The sequence below is a fragment of the Acinetobacter sp. ANC5681 genome (genome assembly GCF_023488045.1).
Taxonomy (GTDB): domain Bacteria; phylum Pseudomonadota; class Gammaproteobacteria; order Pseudomonadales; family Moraxellaceae; genus Acinetobacter.
Genome location: NZ_JAMFKZ010000011.1, coordinates 34,892 through 55,131, shown reverse-complemented (window position 1 = coordinate 55,131; position 20,240 = coordinate 34,892). Strand labels below are relative to the sequence as shown.

Below are 20,240 nucleotides of genomic sequence, written 5' to 3'. Positions count from 1 at the left end.
AAAACTAAAATTTATCCGACAACTAGAGCCAAGAATAAATGTACTAAATGATTAAATCTGTATCATTCAATGTTCAATCCAGCTCAGTCTTTGTATACTGCAACACATGAATAAACAACAAACAGCACCTTTAAATATGACTCAACTGACCTGCTTTAAAGCCTACGATATTCGCGGAAAACTAGGCACTGAACTCAATGAAGAAATCGCCTATAAAATTGGTCGTGCCTACGGACAAATCTACCAACCTGAAAAAGTGGTGATTGGTTGTGATATCCGTTTGAGTAGCGAAGGTTTAAAACAAGCAACCATTCGTGGTCTCAATGATGCGGGTGTCAATGTTCTAGATTTAGGCATGACGGGCACTGAAGAAGTCTATTTCGGCGCTTTTCATCTTGATGTTCAAGGTGGGATAGAGGTAACCGCAAGCCACAACCCAATGGATTATAATGGCATGAAATTGGTTCGTGAAAATGCACGTCCAATCAGTGCTGATACAGGCTTAAAAGACATCCAAGCTCTCGCTGAATCAGGTACTTTTATCGAAGTTCAGCAGAAAGGTTCGACTGAAAACTATAATGTTTTGCCTGAATTTGTCGATCACTTATTAACATATATCGACCCACAAAAAATTAAGCCACTTAAACTTGTGGTCAATGCAGGCAATGGGGCTGCGGGTCATGTGATTGATGCGATTGAACAGAAATTTCAAGAACTGAATATTCCTGTTGAATTTATCAAAATCCATCATGAAGCCGATGGAACTTTTCCTAATGGGATTCCAAATCCAATCTTGATTGAAAATCGTGACAGTACCCGTGACGCAGTGCTGCAACATCAGGCGGATATGGGGATTGCCTGGGATGGTGATTTTGACCGCTGCTTCCTGTTTGATGAAAAAGGACAATTCATCGAGGGCTATTACATCGTTGGTTTATTAGCACAAGCTTTCCTGATCAAACAATCAGGCGAAAAAATTGTGCATGACCCACGTTTGGTTTGGAATACTTTTGATATCGTAGAGCAATATCAGGGTATCGCGGTGCAATCAAAATCTGGACATGCTTTTATTAAAGATGTGATGCGTGAACACAATGCTGTTTACGGTGGAGAAATGAGTGCACATCATTATTTCCGTGACTTTGCTTATTGTGATAGCGGTATGATTCCTTGGTTACTCACGATTGCCCTACTCTCAGAAACAGAACAATCACTCTCGACACTCGTTGAAAATATGATTGCCAAATTCCCTTGTAGCGGCGAAATGAATTTTAAAGTAGCAGACACACAAGCAACGGTTCAAAAGATCTTTGATCATTATGCAGACCAAAATCCATTAGTAGACCGTACCGATGGTGTTAGCCTTGATTTTGGTACATGGCGCTTGAATGTCCGCGCATCGAATACAGAACCATTACTACGCTTAAATATTGAAAGTCGTGCTGATAAAAATCCGCAACCTATGCAAAATTATGTGGATGAGTTGACAGATTTGATTCAAGGATAACCGAAAAGTTAAAAAACAGGGAGCTGTTACTCCCTGTTTATATGAAACAATAATTATTGATATCCATTTGGATTTTGTTTTTGCCAATTCCAGCTATCCGCCAGCATATCTTGCAATGTATATTGCGGCTTCCAACCTAACTCTGCTATGGCACGGGTATTATCTGCAAATGAAATGGCCACATCACCTGCACGGCGTGGTGCAAATTCAAACGCAACAGGCACACCATTAATTTGCTCAAAGGTATTTTTGACTTGTAATACGGATGAGCCATTGCCCGTCCCAATGTTCCATGCACGGCAACCCTGTGCCGAGAGGCGATTATTTAAGGCACATAAATGGGCTTTGGCCAAATCGACTACATGGATATAATCACGAACCCCTGTACCATCTATGGTGTCATAGTCATTGCCATAGATAGATAACTTGTCACGGCGACCTACAGCCACCTGAGTCACATAAGGCATAAGGTTGTTTGGAATGCCTTGAGGGTCTTCCCCAATCTGACCACTTTTATGCGCCCCCACTGGGTTAAAATAACGCAGTAATGCAATCGACCAGCGAGAATCTGCCTGTGCCAGTTTTTGCAACATCTGTTCAATGATCAGCTTAGTATAGCCATAGTTGTTGCTTGGCATGCCTGTTGGCATCTCTTCATTCAACGGAGAAGTATTGGCCTCATCATATACCGTTGCAGATGAGCTGAATACCAAGCTGAATACACCTGCGCGTTCCATCGCCTTGACCAACTGAATACTGCCCGTAATATTATTGTCAAAATAAGCCAATGGAATCTGCTGGCTTTCACCAACCGCTTTCAGACCAGCAAAATGAATGACTGCATCAATCTGATGGTCTTGGAAAACTGAATCTAACTCAGCCTGATTGCGAATATCACCCTGCACAAACACCAAATTTTTATTTGCTAATGCTTGTACTCGACGCAAAGACTCTTCAGAGCTGTTTGAGAGGTTATCGAAGACAATCACCTCGTGACCTGCAGTAAGCAACTCTAAACAGGTATGGGAGCCAATATAGCCCGCACCACCCGTCACTAAAACTTTAGCCATCTGTTTTTCCTAATAATATTTTCAACAAACCTTGTGTTGATGCATCAAATTTAGAGAGATCATCCTGTTCACGGTTCAAAATCGGTAACAGCTGATTGGCAATTTCTTTGCCTTTTTCAACGCCCCATTGATCAAAAGGGTTAATATTCCACAACACCGACTGCACAAAAACCTTATGTTCATACATCGCAATCAGCATCCCTAAGCTATAAGGATTCAGCTCTTTTAGTAAAATAGTGGAGCTAGGTTGATTGCCTTCATATTGTTTATACGTTGGTAAATCTTCTAGCTCATCTGCTGCCAAGGCTTGATTCCCAAAGGCCAACAGGCGCGACTGTGCCAAACAGTTGGATAAAGCCAAATGATGCTGCTCAGCCAAGGCCTCTGCACTTTCAGCATAGGTAAACTGATTGGCATTATAGCGTTTCACAGGGGCAATAAAGTCACAACTGACGGAGTGCGTGCCTTGATGCAGCAATTGATAAAAGGCATGCTGTGCATTGGGCCCAACCTCTCCCCACACAATTGGGCAAGTGGCTGAACTGACCTTTTCTCCATTGCGTTGAATCGATTTCCCATTAGATTCCATTTCAAGCTGCTGCAAATAAGCTGCAAAATATTTGAGACGGCCATCATACGGTAAAACTGCATGGGTCTGGATATCCAGAAAATTGTTATTCCACGCGCCTAATAGCCCCATCAAAACAGGAATATTCTGCTGAAATGGTGCGGATTGAAAATGCTGGTCTATCGCATAAGCACCTGCTAACAGTTGCTTAAATCCGTCAACACCAATGGTCAGGGCAATTGGTAAACCAATACATGACCACAAGGAATAACGCCCCCCAACCCAATCCCAGAGCAACAGCTGTTTATCAGCAGCAATGCCCCACTCTGTCATCTTGTCAGGCTTAGTCGAAACCCCGATAAAATGATTTTGCAGAATCTTCTCATTTTGCCCCAATGCCTTTTCTAACCATTGACGTACGGTTTGGGCATTAGAAAGTGTATCAATAGTGCCAAATGATTTTGACGAGATAATAAATAAAGTTGTTTCAGGGCGGAGTTGATGCAGTAACTCAGATAACTGACTACCATCCATCGTTGAAACAAAATGTACATTTAAAGGTTTTGTAGTTGCGACCTTAAAGTCAGACAGCGCATGCGTCACCATGAGTGGCCCGAGATCAGAACCTCCCACACCAATATTGACCACATCTTGAATCACCTCACCCGTCGCACCACGATACTGCCCAGCATGGATTTTATCCACTAAAGCATACATTCGCTCCAACTGTTGCTGTACCAGTTGATTGACTTCGGAAAAGTCTGGACTCGATTGTGGTAAACGTAAAGCCCAATGCATTGCTGCACGATGTTCTGTATAGTTAATCTGCTCAGATGAAAACAGTGTTTTGATCAACCGTTTTAAATCTTGTGCCTGCGCTAAATCCACTAAGCTATTTAAAATCGTTTGATCAATACGATGCTTACTAAAGTCCAAAACAATTTGGTCATACTCAACCGAAAAACGTTTAAAGCGTGCAGAATCTGCTGCAAATAATGTATTTAGATGAACCTCTTTAAATTGCTGTTGTAAAGATATCAGGTGCTCCACGACGGAAGCCTGCTCTTTTACAGCAAAAGGCTGAATCTGCTCGATCATCTTTAACGTCCCACGCCCATATATGCAAAACCTTGTGCTTTGACATAGTCAGGATCATAAATATTGCGACCATCCAAAATTAAAGGATGCCTCATCAACTGTTCAAGCTGCTTAAATTCTGGACTCCAGTATTGTTTCCAAGCCGTAAGTACACAAAGAGCATGCACATTTTTTACCGCATCATACTGATTTTCACAAAGAATCAGATCGTCACGTTGACCATACATTAGCTTTATTTCATCTAAAGCTTGAGGATCATGAAGGTGAACCGTTACCCCTTGCGCCCAGAGTGCTGCAAGCATTTGGTGAATAGGTGATTGCTGAATACTTGAGGTATTTTCTTTAAAAGAAGCACCCCAAATTGCAACAGATTTTCCCTGTAAATCCCCATGATAATAGTTCCAAAACTTACGGAACAAGATTTCTTTTTGTTGCTCATTAATTTGCCATACTTGTGCAAGCAATTGGCTTTTCACGCCTGTATTTGCAACTGTATTAGAGAGTGTCAGAATATCATGAGAAAAATTTTCACCGCCAAAACCAGTACCAGGGGCTAAGTAAGCTGAACCAATACGGTTATCCGCTGCCATACCCTGACGTACTGATGCAATATCAATCCCAAGTTTCTCAGCAACCACGGCCAAATCATTGATATAACTGATCCGTGTTGCCAACATGCCTGAGATACTGAGTTTGGTAAACTCAGCATCTAGAATCGGCATAAATAGATATTGCTGCGCCAAAGGGAAAAAAGGACGAAGTAATTCTTTGACTTTGGTCTGAACATTAGGTTGAGTACATCCCACGATCAACTGCTTAGCTTGGGTCAGACTCTGTAACGCATTTCCCTCTTGGATGGTATCTGGTAAATAGACCCAGTCATCCTCAGAAAGGATTTGTTGAAAATGCTCAGTCCCATGTAAGCCAAAGGTGGATGCATTGATCATCAGTTTAGGATGAATAATCGGACGCTGTTTTAGTGATGCTAACAGTTGAAAAACTTGCTGCTCTTGAGTTTGATTAAAACTAAATAAGTAGGCATCAATGTCTAAAGGAATACCATCCAGATCACGATAAATCAAAAATCCACTACTGAGTTGTTTTTCAAGTAAGCGACTGACATTTTCATCATGAAAAGAATATTGCTGACCACTTTCATTTGGGTTGAGGTGGGAACACCAATATACAAAATGCCCAGATTCAGACAATAATGCAGACATCACGCCTGCATATAATGTATTGCCAAAGATTGCAACTTTCATAACTACACGCCCTAAAACTATAGGACTAATTCTTGAATTAAGCCCTTAAACTCTGCGCCCAATTTTGGATGCTCGATACCATAGTGTAATACAGCTTTTAAATATCCAAGCTTACTACCACAATCAAAGGTTTGTCCCTTCATACGGTAGGCTTCCACAGTTTCTGATCGCTGCAATGCTGCAATCGCATCCGTGAGTTGGATTTCATTCCCTGCCCCACGGGGTGTATCTGCTAATAGACCCATAATCTGAGCGGGTAAAATATAACGTCCCACCACCGATAAATTTGAAGGAGCTGTGCCGACAGCAGGCTTTTCAACAATGCCCTGCATCGTAATACTTTCACCTTCGTTCGGTATAACTGCAACATCCACAATACCATATTGATCGACTAGATGATCAGGCACCGCTTCTACCATGATTTGTGCTGCTTGCGACTGTTCAAAGCGCTGAATCATGAGTGACAAATCATTATCACAGCTTTGATTCTTGACCAGTACATCAGGCAATAACACCGCAAAGGCTTCATCGCCCACGATATCTTTGGCACATAACACCGCATGGCCCAGACCTAAAGGCTGTGGTTGGCGCACACTCACCACACTCACATGCTTAGGTAAAATATCAGTAATTTCTTTCAGCAGGTCAAATTTCTTTTTTTGTTCTAAAGTTGTTTCAAGCTCAAAATTACGATCAAAATAGTTTTCAATTGAAGCTTTTGAGGAATGAGTGACCAAAATAATTTGTTCTATACCCGCCTCAACTGCCTCTCGTACTACATACTCAATTGCTGGACGATCGACTACCGTCACCATTTCCTTTGGAATGGATTTACTTGCTGGTAAAAAACGAGTGCCTAAACCTGCAACAGGTAAAATTGCTTTTTTGATCATACAATACTCTCTTAATTAACTCGTACTTCGCCGCTACGTTTATAGCCATCAACATAATATTCTAACTGACTTAAAGCCCAATCTACATCATGATCTGCTGCAGTCATTTGATTGATTCGACTGAATACAGACTGAATCTCTTGTAACGGATAATGCTTTTCAAAAGAACGTAAAATACGAGTATGCTCAGTATAACCTGTGTTATCTTGATCAATGAGTAGTTCCTCGTAAAGTTTTTCTCCTGGACGTAAACCACTATAAGCGATTTCAATATCACCATCCGTTGTATTTGCTTCTCGAACTTTTAAACCACTTAAAGCGATCATTTGTCGTGCTAAATCCTGAATTCGAACAGGTTCACCCATATCGAGTAAGAACACATCACCACCTGAACCTAATGCCCCAGCTTGAATGACTAACTGAGAAGCTTCAGGAATCGTCATAAAATAACGTGTTACATCAGGATGAGTCACCGTAATTGGGCCACCTTTTGCAATCTGCTGTCTAAATAAAGGTACAACCGAACCAGAAGAACCCAATACATTTCCGAAACGTACGATACTGATCTGAGTATTTGGTTTCGTCTCAGCCACGGCTTGACAATAAAGCTCGGCCATCCGCTTCGATGCACCCATGACATTCGTCGGTCTAACTGCTTTATCCGTTGAAATCAATACAAAGGTTTCCACGCCTTTTTTTACAGCGGCATTTAAACTATTTGCGGTTCCAATTGCATTATTTTTTAATCCAGCAATTGGATTACACTCAACCAATGGAACATGTTTATAAGCGGCGGCATGATAGACTGTCTGCACATGATATTGTTCGATAATACGTTCTAATTTTTGTTGATCTTGTACAGTCCCTAAAATGGGAACAATCTCGCAACTGGCAGTTTGCCTTAACTCTTTATCAATATCATATAATGCAAACTCAGTTAATTCATATAAAACCAGCATTTTAGGTTGATTTTTTATGATTTGTCGACAAAGCTCTGAACCAATCGATCCGCCAGCACCTGTCACCATAACAATTTTATTTTGAATATTTTTAGCCAATAAATGGGCAATAGGTGGAACAGGATCTCGTCCTAAAAGGTCAATAATATCGACTTCCTGAATATCCGACACGCGAATTTCACCATCGACCAGTTTGGTTAGACCTGGAATTTCGGTAATTTTAATATGTGCAGGTTCTAAGAATTTGACGATCTCACTTTTACGCATCCGCCCGACAGAAGGCAGTGCAATCAAGACTTCATCGACATTTTTTTTAGCCAGTAATTTTAATGCGCTGTCTGCGTCATAGACTTTTAAACGTCCCAACTGCTGCCCAGTGAGTGACGGATCATCATCAATAAACAACACGGGTAAGTGTTCATGTGAATTGTATAGTGCCGCTGCAATTTGCTGTCCAGCATTGCCTGCACCATAAATCGCGATGCGTTTTTTTTGTACATCGGCTTGTAAATAAGAACGCACGATAAAGCGAATAAAACCGCGGCTAAACCAAACCCATGCAAACATGAGAAATCCGAACATGAGCGGAATAGAGGTAGGGATAAAGGCATCGGTAAAATAAGCCAGCGCATACAACCCTGCCACAGTCAAAGCAGTACCCAACCCCAACTTGAACATAAACAGTTCGCTGTAGGTGCGCACAATAAAGCGATACACCCCGAAAATAAACAGCGAAACAACTGCAATCACGCTTGCCCAAATTGAACCATAGGCCAAATTAGGCACAACTTCTGCACCTAAATCAAACTGGCGAATGGCATAGCACATCCACAACAGCACAGGAAGAACACAGAAGTCTAAAACAACCAAAAATGCAAGTTTGACTAAGCGTGGGGATTCTACAGCAAGTTCAATTATGGATTTCATAGATATACAATTATTAATATTTGAATTTTAAAACACCGTATTTTTAATGCAGAATACAGGTTCCAACCTCTAAAAATGAATGTGTAGCAACTCTTTGACCACCTGCTACTTTTACCCCTACACTTAAATGGGCAAATGCTTCAATGACAACATCATGATCCAATAATGCACCAATATTTAAAATTACGCCATCGTTGATCACAGTTTTACGACTAATGATACACCCTGCCATGACACTCACCCCTAGGCCAATTTGTGCTGTTGGACTAATCATGCTGTGTGGGTGAATGACCGATGTCAATTCTATACCTAGCCCCAACACGGTTTGTTGCCATTGCAATCTTAAAGCATTATTACCCACCGCCACTATCGCTTGAAGATGCATGGTGTCTAACTGATGCAAACTGGCAATATTTGCAACAATGTTATATTCCGCCACATGCTGTGTTGCAGGCCAACGATCATCGGCAAACATAATCTCTTGCCATTGTCCACTCAATTCTGCAGCTTCTGCAACGGCCAAACCGTATCCCCCTGCACCTAAAATTAACAAGCTGGGTTTATTAGGCATCTGCATGACCTGCCTTGAATTTTATAGCCACAATTAACAATGGTATATAGGCAATCAATACCGCCAGTTCAGGGTACGCCCATGCTTGTGTAACCGTTATATAAGCGATAGGAAATAACCACAATAGATTAATTGCTGCAACCGCCAACGTCACGGGAGTATGACTCCCGCATTTGCGCGATAAAATTTGATAGCTATGGCTTCGATGTGCATCATACATTTTATAACCGCTCAATACGCGTTTTATCAGGGTATAGGTCGCATCGACCACAAATACACCTAGACAAATGATCCACGCACAAAACAATGCCAAGTTTTCTTTGAGGGCGATGAGCGCCAAAATACCCAAAGTGAGGCCGAGAAATCCGCTACAGGCATCGCCCATGAAAATTTTAGCCTTGGGAAAGTTCCACAGTAAAAAGCCAAATACACAGGCTGCCAATAACCAAAGTATGTCTGAATTTAATGTGCTATTGAGTACATAATACAAAATAGCCATACTAACGACAGTGGTAATGGCTTCAACACTGGCAATGCCATTAATCCCATCCATAAAGTTGTATAGATTCAACAACCACACCAAAAATAGTACCGCAATAATATTGGCTATAAAGCCAAGTTGCAGACCATTAAAAGCCGTAACTTCGCTAAAGCCACCCAAGCTGATCACCACACCAATTGCCACCAAAAAATGAACGGCTAAACGCAGCATGGAGTTAATATGTCCATGGTCATCTAAAAAACCAAGTAAAGCGATGACAAAACCCGCTGCTATCAGGGTTAAACCTATATGTACTGTCAGCTGCTGGCTATACATTAAAATAATCAAAGCCAATAAGTAGCTACCCACAACCGCAACCCCACCTCCACGTGGCGTAGGTACATTATGCGAACTACGTTCATTGGGGTTATCTATTATATTTTTCTTGAGGGCGTAGGCACGCATATAACCTGTGAATAGTAATGTCAGTATAAAAAATACGAAGCTCAGTGCAAAAATTGACATGCGTAAACTACTCTTTCATTTTTAAATAATTTTGACCCGCTTGCAGCATCGCTTGCTGGGTACTCAATGGCGCTGTCCAACCCAACAACTTCTGAGCTTTGGTCGTATCGACTTCTAGTGACTCAAACAACTGTTCATAGAGTTTGGATCTGCCAATACATGCTGCACCTAGTTTCATAAGCGGTTCCGGAATATAAATAAAATGTGCTGGTTTTCCCATGCCCTGTTTTAAATATTGCACCAACTCACGTGTAGAAATAGGAGTTTGATCTGCCACTAAAAAGGTTTGATTGGCTGCATTTGGATGTTCAATACAGGTTTGAATAAAGTCTACCAAGTTTTCTAGTGCGACAAAGCTGCGTTTATTGTTTGTGCCTGCAAAAGGTAAAGGTAAATTGCTCGCAACTAGTTTGAGTAACCGAGCAAAGTTACCTGGTGCATGAGCAGCATAAACTAAAGGTGGACGAATAATGACGAGCTCTGTGTCTGATCCTGCAAACAGCTTTTTGAGCTCTTGTTCAGCCTCTAATTTGGAAACCGCATAATCTGCATGAGGTTGTGGTAAAGCATCTTCTGTAAATGGTTGCTGCAGTGTCACTGAACCATTCACACCGATAGAACTCATAAATATAAAGCGTTTTACTTTTGTATCTAAAGCCTGACGTGCTAATTGTAAAGTGCCTTCTACATTGACTTTACGAAATTCGTTCAACGGGTCTGTTGTTTGTTCATTTAAAATATGGGCACGGCCAGCTAAATGAATAATGACGTCTATATTTTCAGGTAAGTCTGCTGCAAAAATATTAGCAGCAACAAGTTGCTGTACATCAGGTATTAATAAATCTATAGGTTTACGTGTCAGCACTTGTATACCATGTAAACTGCTGATCTGTTGAACTAAGGCTCCACCCACAAAACCAGAAGCACCTGTGACTAAAATTTTCAAGATCAAACTCTCTTAAACACAGCTTTAAATACATAGAAAGCGAAATAAAACATTGAAGAAATGACATTTAATTTTAAATGGTGACGATAAATATTCCATGTCCATAGCGCAGACCTTAATTTATTACCAGAGAGACTGGCACCATTTTCAGCCACTCTATAATATGCAAGTGGCTCTTGAATACCAAAACCTTTTACATTATTTGAAGAACTAAACAACTCCAACCAAAATAAATAATCTTCATGACCTATTTTTTTTTGCCGTATGGCAGGAAATTTTTTGAAGTTATAAATAGCTGTTAAGTTACCAATTGGATTTCCTTTTAATAATTGCTTTTTATTTAAAAAATTTGGAGCTCCAACAACTTTACTAATACCACTACTATTAAATCTATAGTAAGAACTATAAATAACATCAATGCCAGCATACTTATTAAATATATCTAACTGCTTTTCTAACTTATTTTCTTTCCACTTATCATCAGAATCTAAAAATGCAATGAAGTCTCCTAACGCATGATCTAAACCAGTATTTCTAGCAGATGCAACGCCTTCATTAACTGTCTTATCAATAAATTTTATTCGGCTATCCAACTGAATAAAATTTTTAACAATTTTTTTGGTATTATCTGATGAACAATCATTCACCACTATTAGTTCAAAGTTTTTATATGTTTGATCCAACACACTTTCAATAGACTCTGCTATCGATTTTTCTGCATTATATGCAGGCATAATTATTGAAACTAGATGGCTAGGCATATATTTTATCCTTTAAATTTTTTAAAAAATAGCATATTAATATAACCATCTAATCTACGTAGGATGATTTTCATAAATAATTTAAGCCCTAGTTTCACATAAAAGAAATGATGTAGTCTTTCATTACCAATACTGCTATTACCATTAGTAATCTGGTCTATATCAGGATGTTCTAATAAATCTGTTATGTAAAACTGTATATCAGGATACTCTTCTGCAAGACCAGCCCAATCATCTGCTTTTTTACAACCGTCTTTATGATAAGACAATATTCTTTCAGCTGCCTTTCTATCAACAATATAACCCATTGTATAATACAAAAATCTTCTGAATTTTTTATTTACTTTTAAAACATTAATTCCACTAAATAAAAAATTTTTTCCTCTTAGGTTTTTACACAAGGTTAAATCAACTCCACCTAATAGAAAGACAAAGTTTGACTTTAATAGAACAATATCTATATTTTCAAAATTTATATCATTTTTAAAAATAACATCATCTTCTAAAATTAATGCATACTCATTGTCTGATTCCATAAACTTAGCAAGTATTTCCAAATGTGACAAAGTACATCCGAGCTCTGACGGTGACAATGGTGGAAATGATTTTTTAACACCTAGATTATAATAATCAATACTATTTAATTCTCGACCGTCCACCCCTACTCTAGTAAAGTCCAATGGATTCAATTTATTGGATGAAAAAAATGAAGTTATACGACAACCATTAAGATTATCTATTGATACCACAAATTTTGAAATTTTAGAAAAATCCATAACTCACCTATAAAACAAAATTACGTTTATCAACCTGATAAAAATAAGCAGCAATTAAAACATAAAACAATGTGAGATCAAGAACACTAAACAAGCCCACTTGATCATAAAAGTACCTAAAAACCACTACAAAATAAAGAAAAATAAAAAACCACTTTGCCCTAAATGCTAAAAAAATAAAAATAAAAATATTGAATATAAAAACATAAAAACCAAATCTTGAATGCATAAAAAGAAAACTATTATGAAGATTATATTCTAAAGTTGCCAAATAAGAGCAGCAATTATAAATATTACTACCCCAAAAAAAATCTGAAATTGTTTGAACCGAATTTATATACTCACCCTTAATAATTTCTCTTGGACTAGATAAGCCCTGACCAAAATTAGTATTTTCATCTAAGAACAAGAAAATTTTTTCTTGAAAAAAATATATAAAAGTAAATACTACTGAAACAAAGCCTATTAAAAATCTATTTTCCCCTGAAAAATACAACCCTAAAACAAGTAAAAACAATGAAATAAAAATACCTGTCCGGCCAAACAAAACAAAGCACAGGACTATATTTAGAATATAATAAATTAAACTTAATTTTTTATTATTAAAATAAGAAGAAACCATTATATTAACAAGAAGAAGATTCAAAACACCACTTACAAGATTCCTACTGGAACCAAAAAATATTTCATTAAAAAGCTCTATATTTGAAAAACCATTTCTAACAACAAAGTATGAAATATAACTTGCAAACAAAAGGTAAACAAATTTAGTCAAAAAAACCTTATTACTTAAAGAAACAAGATAAATACCATAAGAAAATGAAGACAAAAACCCCAAAATATATAACAAAAGTTTATCGAACTCAAAATTTACACTAAGAAGTCCGAAAAACAACATACAACATAAGTTAATTAAAATAATAGAAAAAATAAATAAATTAAATCGACCAAAAAAAATCGCACCTAAGATTATTATTAAATAATATCCACTTAGAAATAGAAATCCACCAACAACCAAGTATAGGAATAAAAACAAGTTTGCCACAACAAAAAACAACTCGCCCAAATTTTGTTTTGAAAAAATCATTTATCTACTCCTAAGTAAAAGAATTCATATCCATCGTTTCGATTTTTGATTCTTGAAACAACCTATAAATTCCACTATATTTGCTATATAAGAAATCATCATATAATGCTATCTTTTTTAAATTAGGGGCATTTATGCTAAGTAAAGCAGAGCTAATAAAACCCACTACTACAATACTAACATTCGGATTTTCTTTAGAAAAATTTTCAATGTAATCTTCAATTATCATTTGGCTATTAATAATTTCACAAGGAATGTTATAAGTTATCTCTCTTGGATGTGGATAATAAAAGTCTACTTTAAGATTAGAACATACTGTCTTAATTTTATGCTCTAGATAATCTCCAAACTCTTTATAAGGTTGACCTAGAAAAAAAGTTCTGACATCACCCACATCACCCACATCACCCACATCACCCACATCACCCACATCACCCACATCACCCACATATTTGGTCTTCTTAGAAATGTTTTTCAACCCTTTGTATATAGTAGAATGTAAGTTAGTATTATTTCGAATCCACTCAATATCAACTTTAATATTAAAAACTAATTTTAAAAACCTTCTTTTTAACCCAATAGTGTCTTCATAAAAAACTCCATCATAAAAAACGTTTGCAACTCCATCATCATACGTCTCTAAAAGATCAAATTTAATTTTAGAAATTATTTTCTGTACGTATAAGCTATTTATACCTGATATATATACTTTTATATATGGACCTATTCCAGAAAGGAAGTAACTAAGCCTTAAAAGAGAAATTATTATTTCAAAATTATTATCATTTTTAATAAAAAAATAATTAATATTTACATCACAAGTATTCCCCTTTAGCAAGTCAATATAATATTTTATTTTAATACTATCCACCTGTATTAGAAGTAAAACATCTACACTATCATACTTTTCTTCCTTTATAATTTTATCCACCATCCACAAATGAAATGGAGTTTGACAAATCATTAAAATATTAGCATTCTTAGTTTTCATCTTTCAAAAATCTCCACATTATTAAAATTAAAATCAAGTTACTAAATATCAATGAAAAGGGTATATACTCAATTCCAAATAATGAAAAAAAATACAAAAGAATTAAATAAACAATTGCTGATGCTAATGTCATTTTAGAAATAATCAAATTGTGACCATTATAAAAAAAATAATTAACCAACATAAGATATGGTAAATTGGCTCCATATCCAATTAGATACATCACAACATAATATTTTGACTCTGTATAACCATCACCAAGAAACCACTCATAGGTATTTTGAGGTAGAACATAACCAAGCAATGCAGGAATTATAGACAAAGGAAGACAAAAAATCGTGTATTTCTTAATTCTCTCAACAGTCAGCGTATTTTCTTTTAAACCCTGATAATAATATGGTACAACAGCTTTATTTAGAGCCATTAGGATAATTGGCAATACTGCAGCAACTTGTACCCCTGCCGAATATATACCTAACTCTGCTTTTGTATACTGTTGATAAATAAAAATACGATCTAACTGCCCTTTAACAAAAAAGCTTGATTGATGCAGAATTAAAGGAATGCCAAAAGAAAATATATATAGTGCACTTAACTTCAGACGTTTTAGACTAATCCTATTTTTATTAGAAAATAAGTCACCTAATACAACACTAGCAATAAAAAAGGTTAGGGCATTAGCTACAACTATTGCAAGAATACGATAAGCAACCAAATCTTCATTAAATAACTCTAATGCTGCAATCGTAAAAATAACGCTTGTTAGAGATAAAATAATTTGCAGTGTAATATATTTTACAGGTTGCTTCTGGCATTGCCGTAAAGCTAGTTGTACATTAATAAAAGACTGAAACATGGTGGCGAGTACAATATATGCCATGATTTCAGCTTGAAAAAACCAACAGCCTAAAAGCAGTATTGCTGAAATCACAACATTGTATAAATAACCCGCAGTCACAACTGTATTTAAAGCCTTCTTACCATAAAAGTAAAAATAACGAGTTACTGCCCCTTCTTGACTTAATCCAATAAAAATTCCAAACAAAGCCAACCATGTCAAATAATAAGATAGCTCCCCAAAACCATCGGGGCCAAGTTTACGCGTTAAATATGGCAACATCAGAAAGGGGAGACTTTTCGCAAAAAGCTCCCCAATCAAATAAATAAAGCTATCTTTTAATACTTTCATTCAATAAGCTCTATTCTTCATGATTGTTTCGGCAATTAAAAAATCTAATCCTGTATCTATATCTACAGCTGTCTCTAAAGATGTTTGAAAGCCATATACATTTTCATTAAAAAATATTTTGGATTGTTCTAATAAAGATAAAGTTTCATAGATATAGATTGAACCATTCAAACGGAAAAACTTAGGTAAATCCTGACTTCGCTTACCCTGTACTTCTGGGCGAATAAAATCTGACATACAACCATCTTCTGGCAATGTATTTGACCACATTGGACTATGCTCAGTTTCAGAAATTGATACAACACCTTTTGCATTTTTCTGAACAAAAAACTCTAAAGCCGTATCAATCTCCGATACTAAACGCAAAGGAGATGTAGGTTGAAGTAACACAATGAGTTCATTTGACTTACTTAAAGTTAAAAAATCAATAGCATGCTTTATTACATCGAAGCTTGATGCATGATCATTTGACAAATAATCTGGACGCAAAAATGGTATTTCTGCTCCATACTGTTCAGAAATTCTTTTAATTTCCTCATCATCAGTAGACACAATCACTCGATCTACATATTTACATGCTTTAGCAACTTCTATTGACCATGCAATTAAGGGTTTATCAACCAATAATTTTATATTTTTACGCGGTAAACGTTTACTGCCACCACGTGCAGGAATCAAAGCTGTAACTCTATATTGCCCTATCATTAAAACTTACCAAAATCTAAATTAATAATATCTCGCTGAGCACGGTTATAGTCTTCCATATGACCGATGTCGAGCCAATATTCATGTAAAGGATAACTTAAGACTTTATTTTTCTTTTCCATTTGCTGTTCTAAGATAGTTGGCATACCAATAAACTGTGCATTAACTTGAGCCAACAATTCAGGTGAAATGACATAAATACCTGTATTAATATCAAAGAAATAACTTGGTTTTTCAGTCATGCTTTGTATTACGTTATCTTCGGAGTTTACTACGCCATAAGGAATTTGATATTGGAACTCTCGCACACACATCGTTGCTATAGCTTCACGCTTCTCATGAAAATCCAATAACTTTTCAAAATTCATATTTGTTAATACATCACCATTAATCACAATGAATGGCAATGTAATCTCTGATGCTGGCAATAAACTCAATGCACCGCCAGTCCCAAGTGGATCAGTTTCATGTACATATTGGATCTGTACGTCAAACTTCTCGCCATTACCAAAATGCTCATTAATCACTTCTGGTAAATAGTGGGTAGAAATATAAAATTTGTAAAAACCTTGATTTTTAAAGCTTGAAATAATGGTTTCTAGTAAAGGCTTACCACCAACAGGTAACATCGGTTTCGGGCATGTATCTGTGAGTGGGCGCAAACGCGTACCAAAACCGCCAGCCATAATAAAAACTGGATTTTCTTTGCGTTTTTTACGAATCAAATCATCAAGCGTAATAATATTAACAAGTTGATTATTTTTAATTATAGGTAACGCCAGATAGCTTTTTTCACGCATGATCTCAAAAATCTGACGATTATCTAAGCTCCCTTCCTCAATGCTATAAGGATTAGTATGCATAATTGTATCAACAGATGCATGCAAATCTTGCCCTTTTAAAAGACCTCGACGGATATCACCATCTGTAATACTACCAATCAACTGATTACGATCATCAACAACTAGTACAATTCTTAAAGCATATAAATCAAGTAATTCTAATGCCTTCAAAACCGTATCATTTTTATGTAAAACTATTTTATTAACGTCTCTAGTCACGACTTAATTCCTTAGCAGGTGATCCGATATAGACCTTATTCGGTTCCGTATGTTTCACAACCACAGCACCCGCACCTATAACGGAGTTTTCACCTAAATATGTCAATTGCTCTGGGCTTTTGCCTGGCAAAATAGCAGCATTTGTTCCAATGTAAGCACCTTGCTTCAGATGAATACAACCAGATACATTCGCACCTGGCATGACAGAAACGTAGTTTTCTAGAATACAGTCGTGCCCAATTGTGCTGTTAAAACTTACTATAACAAAATGACCAAAACGACATGAATTTGTAATCCGTGCTCCAGCCGCAATTACCACACCTTTACTATGTTCTAGCAACTCCCGAATGCCATACCCAAGTGATGATTGAGAATGAATCAAATTGGGATAAGGTAAATCGGGATAAGCTTCATATATTCTTTTACGAATCTTTGGATCAGCAACACCTATCACATATACCGTATCCGTTAATGTCGGTATTCCTGATTCAGACAAAATGGGGAAACCAAGTAAGGTATCACCATCTTTAGCACTTCTTTTTTCTAAAAAACATATATCGCGATAGCCTTGATCTATTGCTAAATCTACTAGCTCTTTTGCAAAGCCACCTGAACCAAAAATTGCCAATTTTTTCATTTAAATTTCAATAAAGTCATTCTTTTTAAAGCTACGTTTTGCTTTTGTACCAATAACATCCCAATACTTATTTGGTTCTAAACAAACGTGACCTGCTCGTTTTGTTGTGACATTGTCAGAGGTTAAAAGCTCCCCTTCCGCAATATCTGTTTTAGCTACAATACTACGACGTACTAGGTAATAGTTATCGCTTTCTTGCTCTAGCATAAATTTAATACCGTCGCCTAAAGCTGCATGTGTTTTATGCAAAATTTCGACATAATGCTTAAATTCATCTGGTTCCATTGATGCTGCATGGTCTGGGCCAGCCATCGTTTTATCTAATGTAATATGCTTCTCAAAAATGCGGGCACCAAGACTTACACCAATAACCGCTGCATATTCATCAAGCGTATGATCAGAAAACCCTGTTACCAAATCAAATACTTTTTTTAAAGTTGAAATGGCTTTAAGATTACTTTCTTCAAATAATGCTGGATATTGTGTCACACAGTGTAAAATAGAAACCTGTTCCTTCAACTGTTTACGGACTGAAATTTTAGAATAAGCTTCTCTAAATAACTGCTGAGACGGTCGAACACCTGTTCCCTTATCGATAACAAATGCAAATACTGATAAGGCTTGTTCAATATCACCCAAACTTGCCGTTCCTGTAGATAAAATGACATGTTTTTTTGAGCATGCAATTTCATAAAGAAATGGTAAATTTGAAATATCAGCAGATGATACTTTTAAGTAAGGTACATCGATGTCATTTACTAAAAACTTCAAACTGTCCGAGTCAAACGGCGTTGAAATAAAAGTAATTTGATGTTCATCACAAAATTTCTGTATTTCTTCTGTCTGCTCATAAGTGAGCTCTAAACTTTTTACAAGCTCTAATTGGCTTTGACTAGAACCTGTATTTTCTTTTTGATATGCAGCCATTTCAGTTTGATCAGATAACAAACTATCTGCTTTAAATGTTTGAAATTTAACAGCGTTCGCACCACAATCTTTGGCTTTTAAAATAAGCTCTTTTGCTAACTCTACAGAGCCATTATGATTTACACCAATTTCTGCAATGACATAAATTTCGTCTTGATTAAAGATCATAAAATGGCGCCTTCTTTTTAAAATCAATCGTTTTGATAAGTTCAATTATTTTCTGAGAGGTATTACCCAACCCTAAAGGTGGCACAACTCGATTCAATTGATCATCTGGAAAATCTATTGCTTTTTGCAATGCTTCTAAAATTTCATTTTTGTCTAATTTAACATCAAGGATAGATTCACAACGCAAACGTCCTTTTTGACGATCACCAATATTTACTGTTGGAACCTGTAATGCTGGAGCTTCTGACAAGCCACTTGATGAGTTACCCACCATACCTAAAGCATTTTTCAAAACACTTAAATAGTTTTGAATACCAAAACTCTTTACAAGTAATACACGATCTGGCAACTGTGCTTTTAAATCAAGCATCGCTTTCACGATATTAGTATTACCATTATCGGCATTTGGATAACTAAAGACAAAATTGACATCTTTTAAGTGCTTAAGTGCATCAAATAAAGGCGCAACATTTTCTTCTAGTAAATTAGTTTCAGGATGATAAGTAATGAGAAAATATGGTTTTGAAAAATCAAAATCATATAATTCACTCAATTCTGCACTATCTTTAAATGTTGTACGCTGGATATGATCTAAGCCTAGTGCGCCGACATTAAATACTTTTTCTGGTTGCTCGCCTAACTGAATAATTCGTTTCTTATATTCCTCTGCCGCAGCAAAATGGATATTAGACATTTTAGTGATCGCATGACGAATTGATTCGTCATATGCACCTTCAGTGATTTCACCACCGTGCAAATGTGCAACAGGAACATGCATGATTAAAGCAGCTTGCGTCACTGCCAAAGCTTCGAAACGATCACCCAAAACAACTAATAAATCAGGTTGCATACGTTTCAATGCATCTGCAAATCCAAGTAAGCCGACACCCATCGATTTTACAACAGCGGACGATGTATCAGATGACAATAGCATTTCTACCGATTCGGTAATTTCGAAACCATCTTGAACAATAGTTTTCCAAGTTTCGCCATGCTCAGGTGAATAATGCATAGCCGTAGCTAGAATTTGTAACTCTAGCTCTGGATCTTGCTGAATATCTCGCATTAACCAATACAGCAAACCATATTCAGCTCGAGTTCCTGTAAAAACGGCTATTTTTTTCATTCTTA

At 36.8% G+C, this 20,240-nt stretch carries 19 protein-coding genes; 1 reads left to right on the top strand and 18 read right to left on the bottom strand.

Going from position 1 to position 20,240, the window contains the following annotated elements:
* Positions 1-136 precede the first annotated feature (136 nt).
* Positions 137-1,507 carry a phosphohexomutase domain-containing protein gene (locus M5121_RS08445; RefSeq protein ID WP_161419981.1) on the top strand — a complete coding sequence of 457 codons (1,371 nt, stop codon included), beginning with the start codon at positions 137-139 and terminating at the stop codon, positions 1,505-1,507.
* A gap of 53 nt (positions 1,508-1,560) precedes the next feature.
* Here the strand turns inward: M5121_RS08445 and galE are convergent, their stop codons facing one another.
* The 18 genes from galE to neuC are packed head-to-tail and all read right to left on the bottom strand — an operon-like array spanning position 1,561 to position 20,235.
* Positions 1,561-2,577 (bottom strand): UDP-glucose 4-epimerase GalE, encoded by a 1,017-nt coding sequence (galE, locus tag M5121_RS08440; protein ID WP_161419977.1) that lies wholly within the window; start codon positions 2,575-2,577, stop codon positions 1,561-1,563.
* Complete coding sequence (gene pgi, locus M5121_RS08435) at positions 2,570-4,243, bottom strand: glucose-6-phosphate isomerase (protein ID WP_249570923.1); 1,674 nt, start codon at positions 4,241-4,243, stop codon at positions 2,570-2,572. Before pgi ends, galE begins: the two co-directional genes overlap by 8 nt.
* 2 nt (positions 4,244-4,245) lie before the next feature.
* Positions 4,246-5,505 carry a nucleotide sugar dehydrogenase gene (locus M5121_RS08430; protein WP_249570922.1) on the bottom strand — a complete coding sequence of 420 codons (1,260 nt, stop codon included), beginning with the start codon at positions 5,503-5,505 and terminating at the stop codon, positions 4,246-4,248.
* 17 nt (positions 5,506-5,522) lie between these two features.
* Entirely contained in the window at positions 5,523-6,398 is an 876-nt protein-coding gene (gene galU / locus M5121_RS08425) for a UTP--glucose-1-phosphate uridylyltransferase GalU (RefSeq protein ID WP_249570921.1), read from the bottom strand.
* 11 nt (positions 6,399-6,409) lie between these two features.
* Positions 6,410-8,284: a nucleoside-diphosphate sugar epimerase/dehydratase gene (locus M5121_RS08420; RefSeq protein WP_249570920.1), complete on the bottom strand. Its 1,875-nt coding sequence runs from the start codon at positions 8,282-8,284 to the stop codon at positions 6,410-6,412.
* Positions 8,285-8,327: 43 nt separating this feature from the next.
* Positions 8,328-8,855, bottom strand: a complete 528-nt coding sequence (locus tag M5121_RS08415) for an acetyltransferase (RefSeq protein ID WP_034426728.1) — start codon at positions 8,853-8,855, stop codon at positions 8,328-8,330.
* The gene (locus M5121_RS08410; protein WP_249570919.1) at positions 8,848-9,861 is read right to left on the bottom strand and encodes an MraY family glycosyltransferase; all 1,014 of its coding nucleotides are present in this window, start codon (positions 9,859-9,861) and stop codon (positions 8,848-8,850) included. The genes M5121_RS08415 and M5121_RS08410 overlap by 8 nt, the downstream gene beginning before the upstream one ends.
* A gap of 7 nt (positions 9,862-9,868) precedes the next feature.
* A complete protein-coding gene (locus M5121_RS08405; RefSeq protein ID WP_249570918.1) occupies positions 9,869-10,807 on the bottom strand; it encodes an NAD-dependent epimerase/dehydratase family protein in 939 nt (312 codons plus the stop codon).
* Between the two features lie 2 nt (positions 10,808-10,809).
* Positions 10,810-11,568 (bottom strand): glycosyltransferase family 2 protein, encoded by a 759-nt coding sequence (locus tag M5121_RS08400; protein ID WP_249570917.1) that lies wholly within the window; start codon positions 11,566-11,568, stop codon positions 10,810-10,812.
* A gap of 5 nt (positions 11,569-11,573) precedes the next feature.
* A complete protein-coding gene (locus tag M5121_RS08395) occupies positions 11,574-12,344 on the bottom strand; it encodes a glycosyltransferase family 25 protein (RefSeq protein WP_249570916.1) in 771 nt (256 codons plus the stop codon).
* Positions 12,345-12,351: 7 nt separating this feature from the next.
* The gene (locus tag M5121_RS08390) at positions 12,352-13,431 is read right to left on the bottom strand and encodes a hypothetical protein (RefSeq protein WP_249570915.1); all 1,080 of its coding nucleotides are present in this window, start codon (positions 13,429-13,431) and stop codon (positions 12,352-12,354) included.
* 10 nt (positions 13,432-13,441) lie between these two features.
* The gene (locus tag M5121_RS08385; RefSeq protein WP_249570914.1) at positions 13,442-14,422 is read right to left on the bottom strand and encodes a glycosyltransferase family 52; all 981 of its coding nucleotides are present in this window, start codon (positions 14,420-14,422) and stop codon (positions 13,442-13,444) included.
* Positions 14,412-15,611, bottom strand: coding sequence for an oligosaccharide flippase family protein (locus M5121_RS08380; RefSeq protein WP_249570913.1), 1,200 nt, complete (start codon positions 15,609-15,611; stop codon positions 14,412-14,414). The genes M5121_RS08385 and M5121_RS08380 overlap by 11 nt, the downstream gene beginning before the upstream one ends.
* Entirely contained in the window at positions 15,612-16,316 is a 705-nt protein-coding gene (locus tag M5121_RS08375) for an acylneuraminate cytidylyltransferase family protein (protein ID WP_249570912.1), read from the bottom strand.
* A complete protein-coding gene (locus M5121_RS08370) occupies positions 16,316-17,377 on the bottom strand; it encodes a nucleotidyltransferase family protein (RefSeq protein WP_249570911.1) in 1,062 nt (353 codons plus the stop codon). Before M5121_RS08370 ends, M5121_RS08375 begins: the two co-directional genes overlap by 1 nt.
* Positions 17,370-18,014 (bottom strand): PglD-related sugar-binding protein, encoded by a 645-nt coding sequence (locus tag M5121_RS08365; protein WP_249570910.1) that lies wholly within the window; start codon positions 18,012-18,014, stop codon positions 17,370-17,372. Before M5121_RS08365 ends, M5121_RS08370 begins: the two co-directional genes overlap by 8 nt.
* Positions 18,015-19,109 carry an N-acetylneuraminate synthase family protein gene (locus M5121_RS08360; protein ID WP_249570909.1) on the bottom strand — a complete coding sequence of 365 codons (1,095 nt, stop codon included), beginning with the start codon at positions 19,107-19,109 and terminating at the stop codon, positions 18,015-18,017.
* Positions 19,099-20,235: a UDP-N-acetylglucosamine 2-epimerase gene (gene neuC, locus M5121_RS08355; protein ID WP_249570908.1), complete on the bottom strand. Its 1,137-nt coding sequence runs from the start codon at positions 20,233-20,235 to the stop codon at positions 19,099-19,101. The genes M5121_RS08360 and neuC overlap by 11 nt, the downstream gene beginning before the upstream one ends.
* Positions 20,236-20,240: the final 5 nt, after the last annotated feature.

Bases quoted from the DNA above. Each gene is read 5' to 3' on its own strand.
- M5121_RS08445 (WP_161419981.1), top strand. From the start codon at position 137: ATGACTCAACTGACCTGCTTTAAAGCCTACGATATTCGCGGAAAACTA.
- galE (WP_161419977.1), bottom strand. From the start codon at position 2,577: ATGGCTAAAGTTTTAGTGACGGGTGGTGCGGGCTATATTGGCTCCCAT.
- pgi (WP_249570923.1), bottom strand. From the start codon at position 4,243: ATGATCGAGCAGATTCAGCCTTTTGCTGTAAAAGAGCAGGCTTCCGTC.
- M5121_RS08430 (WP_249570922.1), bottom strand. From the start codon at position 5,505: ATGAAAGTTGCAATCTTTGGCAATACATTATATGCAGGCGTGATGTCT.
- galU (WP_249570921.1), bottom strand. From the start codon at position 6,398: ATGATCAAAAAAGCAATTTTACCTGTTGCAGGTTTAGGCACTCGTTTT.
- M5121_RS08420 (WP_249570920.1), bottom strand. From the start codon at position 8,284: ATGAAATCCATAATTGAACTTGCTGTAGAATCCCCACGCTTAGTCAAA.
- M5121_RS08415 (WP_034426728.1), bottom strand. From the start codon at position 8,855: ATGCCTAATAAACCCAGCTTGTTAATTTTAGGTGCAGGGGGATACGGT.
- M5121_RS08410 (WP_249570919.1), bottom strand. From the start codon at position 9,861: ATGTCAATTTTTGCACTGAGCTTCGTATTTTTTATACTGACATTACTA.
- M5121_RS08400 (WP_249570917.1), bottom strand. From the start codon at position 11,568: ATGCCTAGCCATCTAGTTTCAATAATTATGCCTGCATATAATGCAGAA.
- M5121_RS08395 (WP_249570916.1), bottom strand. From the start codon at position 12,344: ATGGATTTTTCTAAAATTTCAAAATTTGTGGTATCAATAGATAATCTT.
- M5121_RS08390 (WP_249570915.1), bottom strand. From the start codon at position 13,431: ATGATTTTTTCAAAACAAAATTTGGGCGAGTTGTTTTTTGTTGTGGCA.
- M5121_RS08385 (WP_249570914.1), bottom strand. From the start codon at position 14,422: ATGAAAACTAAGAATGCTAATATTTTAATGATTTGTCAAACTCCATTT.
- M5121_RS08380 (WP_249570913.1), bottom strand. From the start codon at position 15,611: ATGAAAGTATTAAAAGATAGCTTTATTTATTTGATTGGGGAGCTTTTT.
- M5121_RS08375 (WP_249570912.1), bottom strand. From the start codon at position 16,316: ATGATAGGGCAATATAGAGTTACAGCTTTGATTCCTGCACGTGGTGGC.
- M5121_RS08365 (WP_249570910.1), bottom strand. From the start codon at position 18,014: ATGAAAAAATTGGCAATTTTTGGTTCAGGTGGCTTTGCAAAAGAGCTA.
- M5121_RS08360 (WP_249570909.1), bottom strand. From the start codon at position 19,109: ATGATCTTTAATCAAGACGAAATTTATGTCATTGCAGAAATTGGTGTA.
- neuC (WP_249570908.1), bottom strand. From the start codon at position 20,235: ATGAAAAAAATAGCCGTTTTTACAGGAACTCGAGCTGAATATGGTTTG.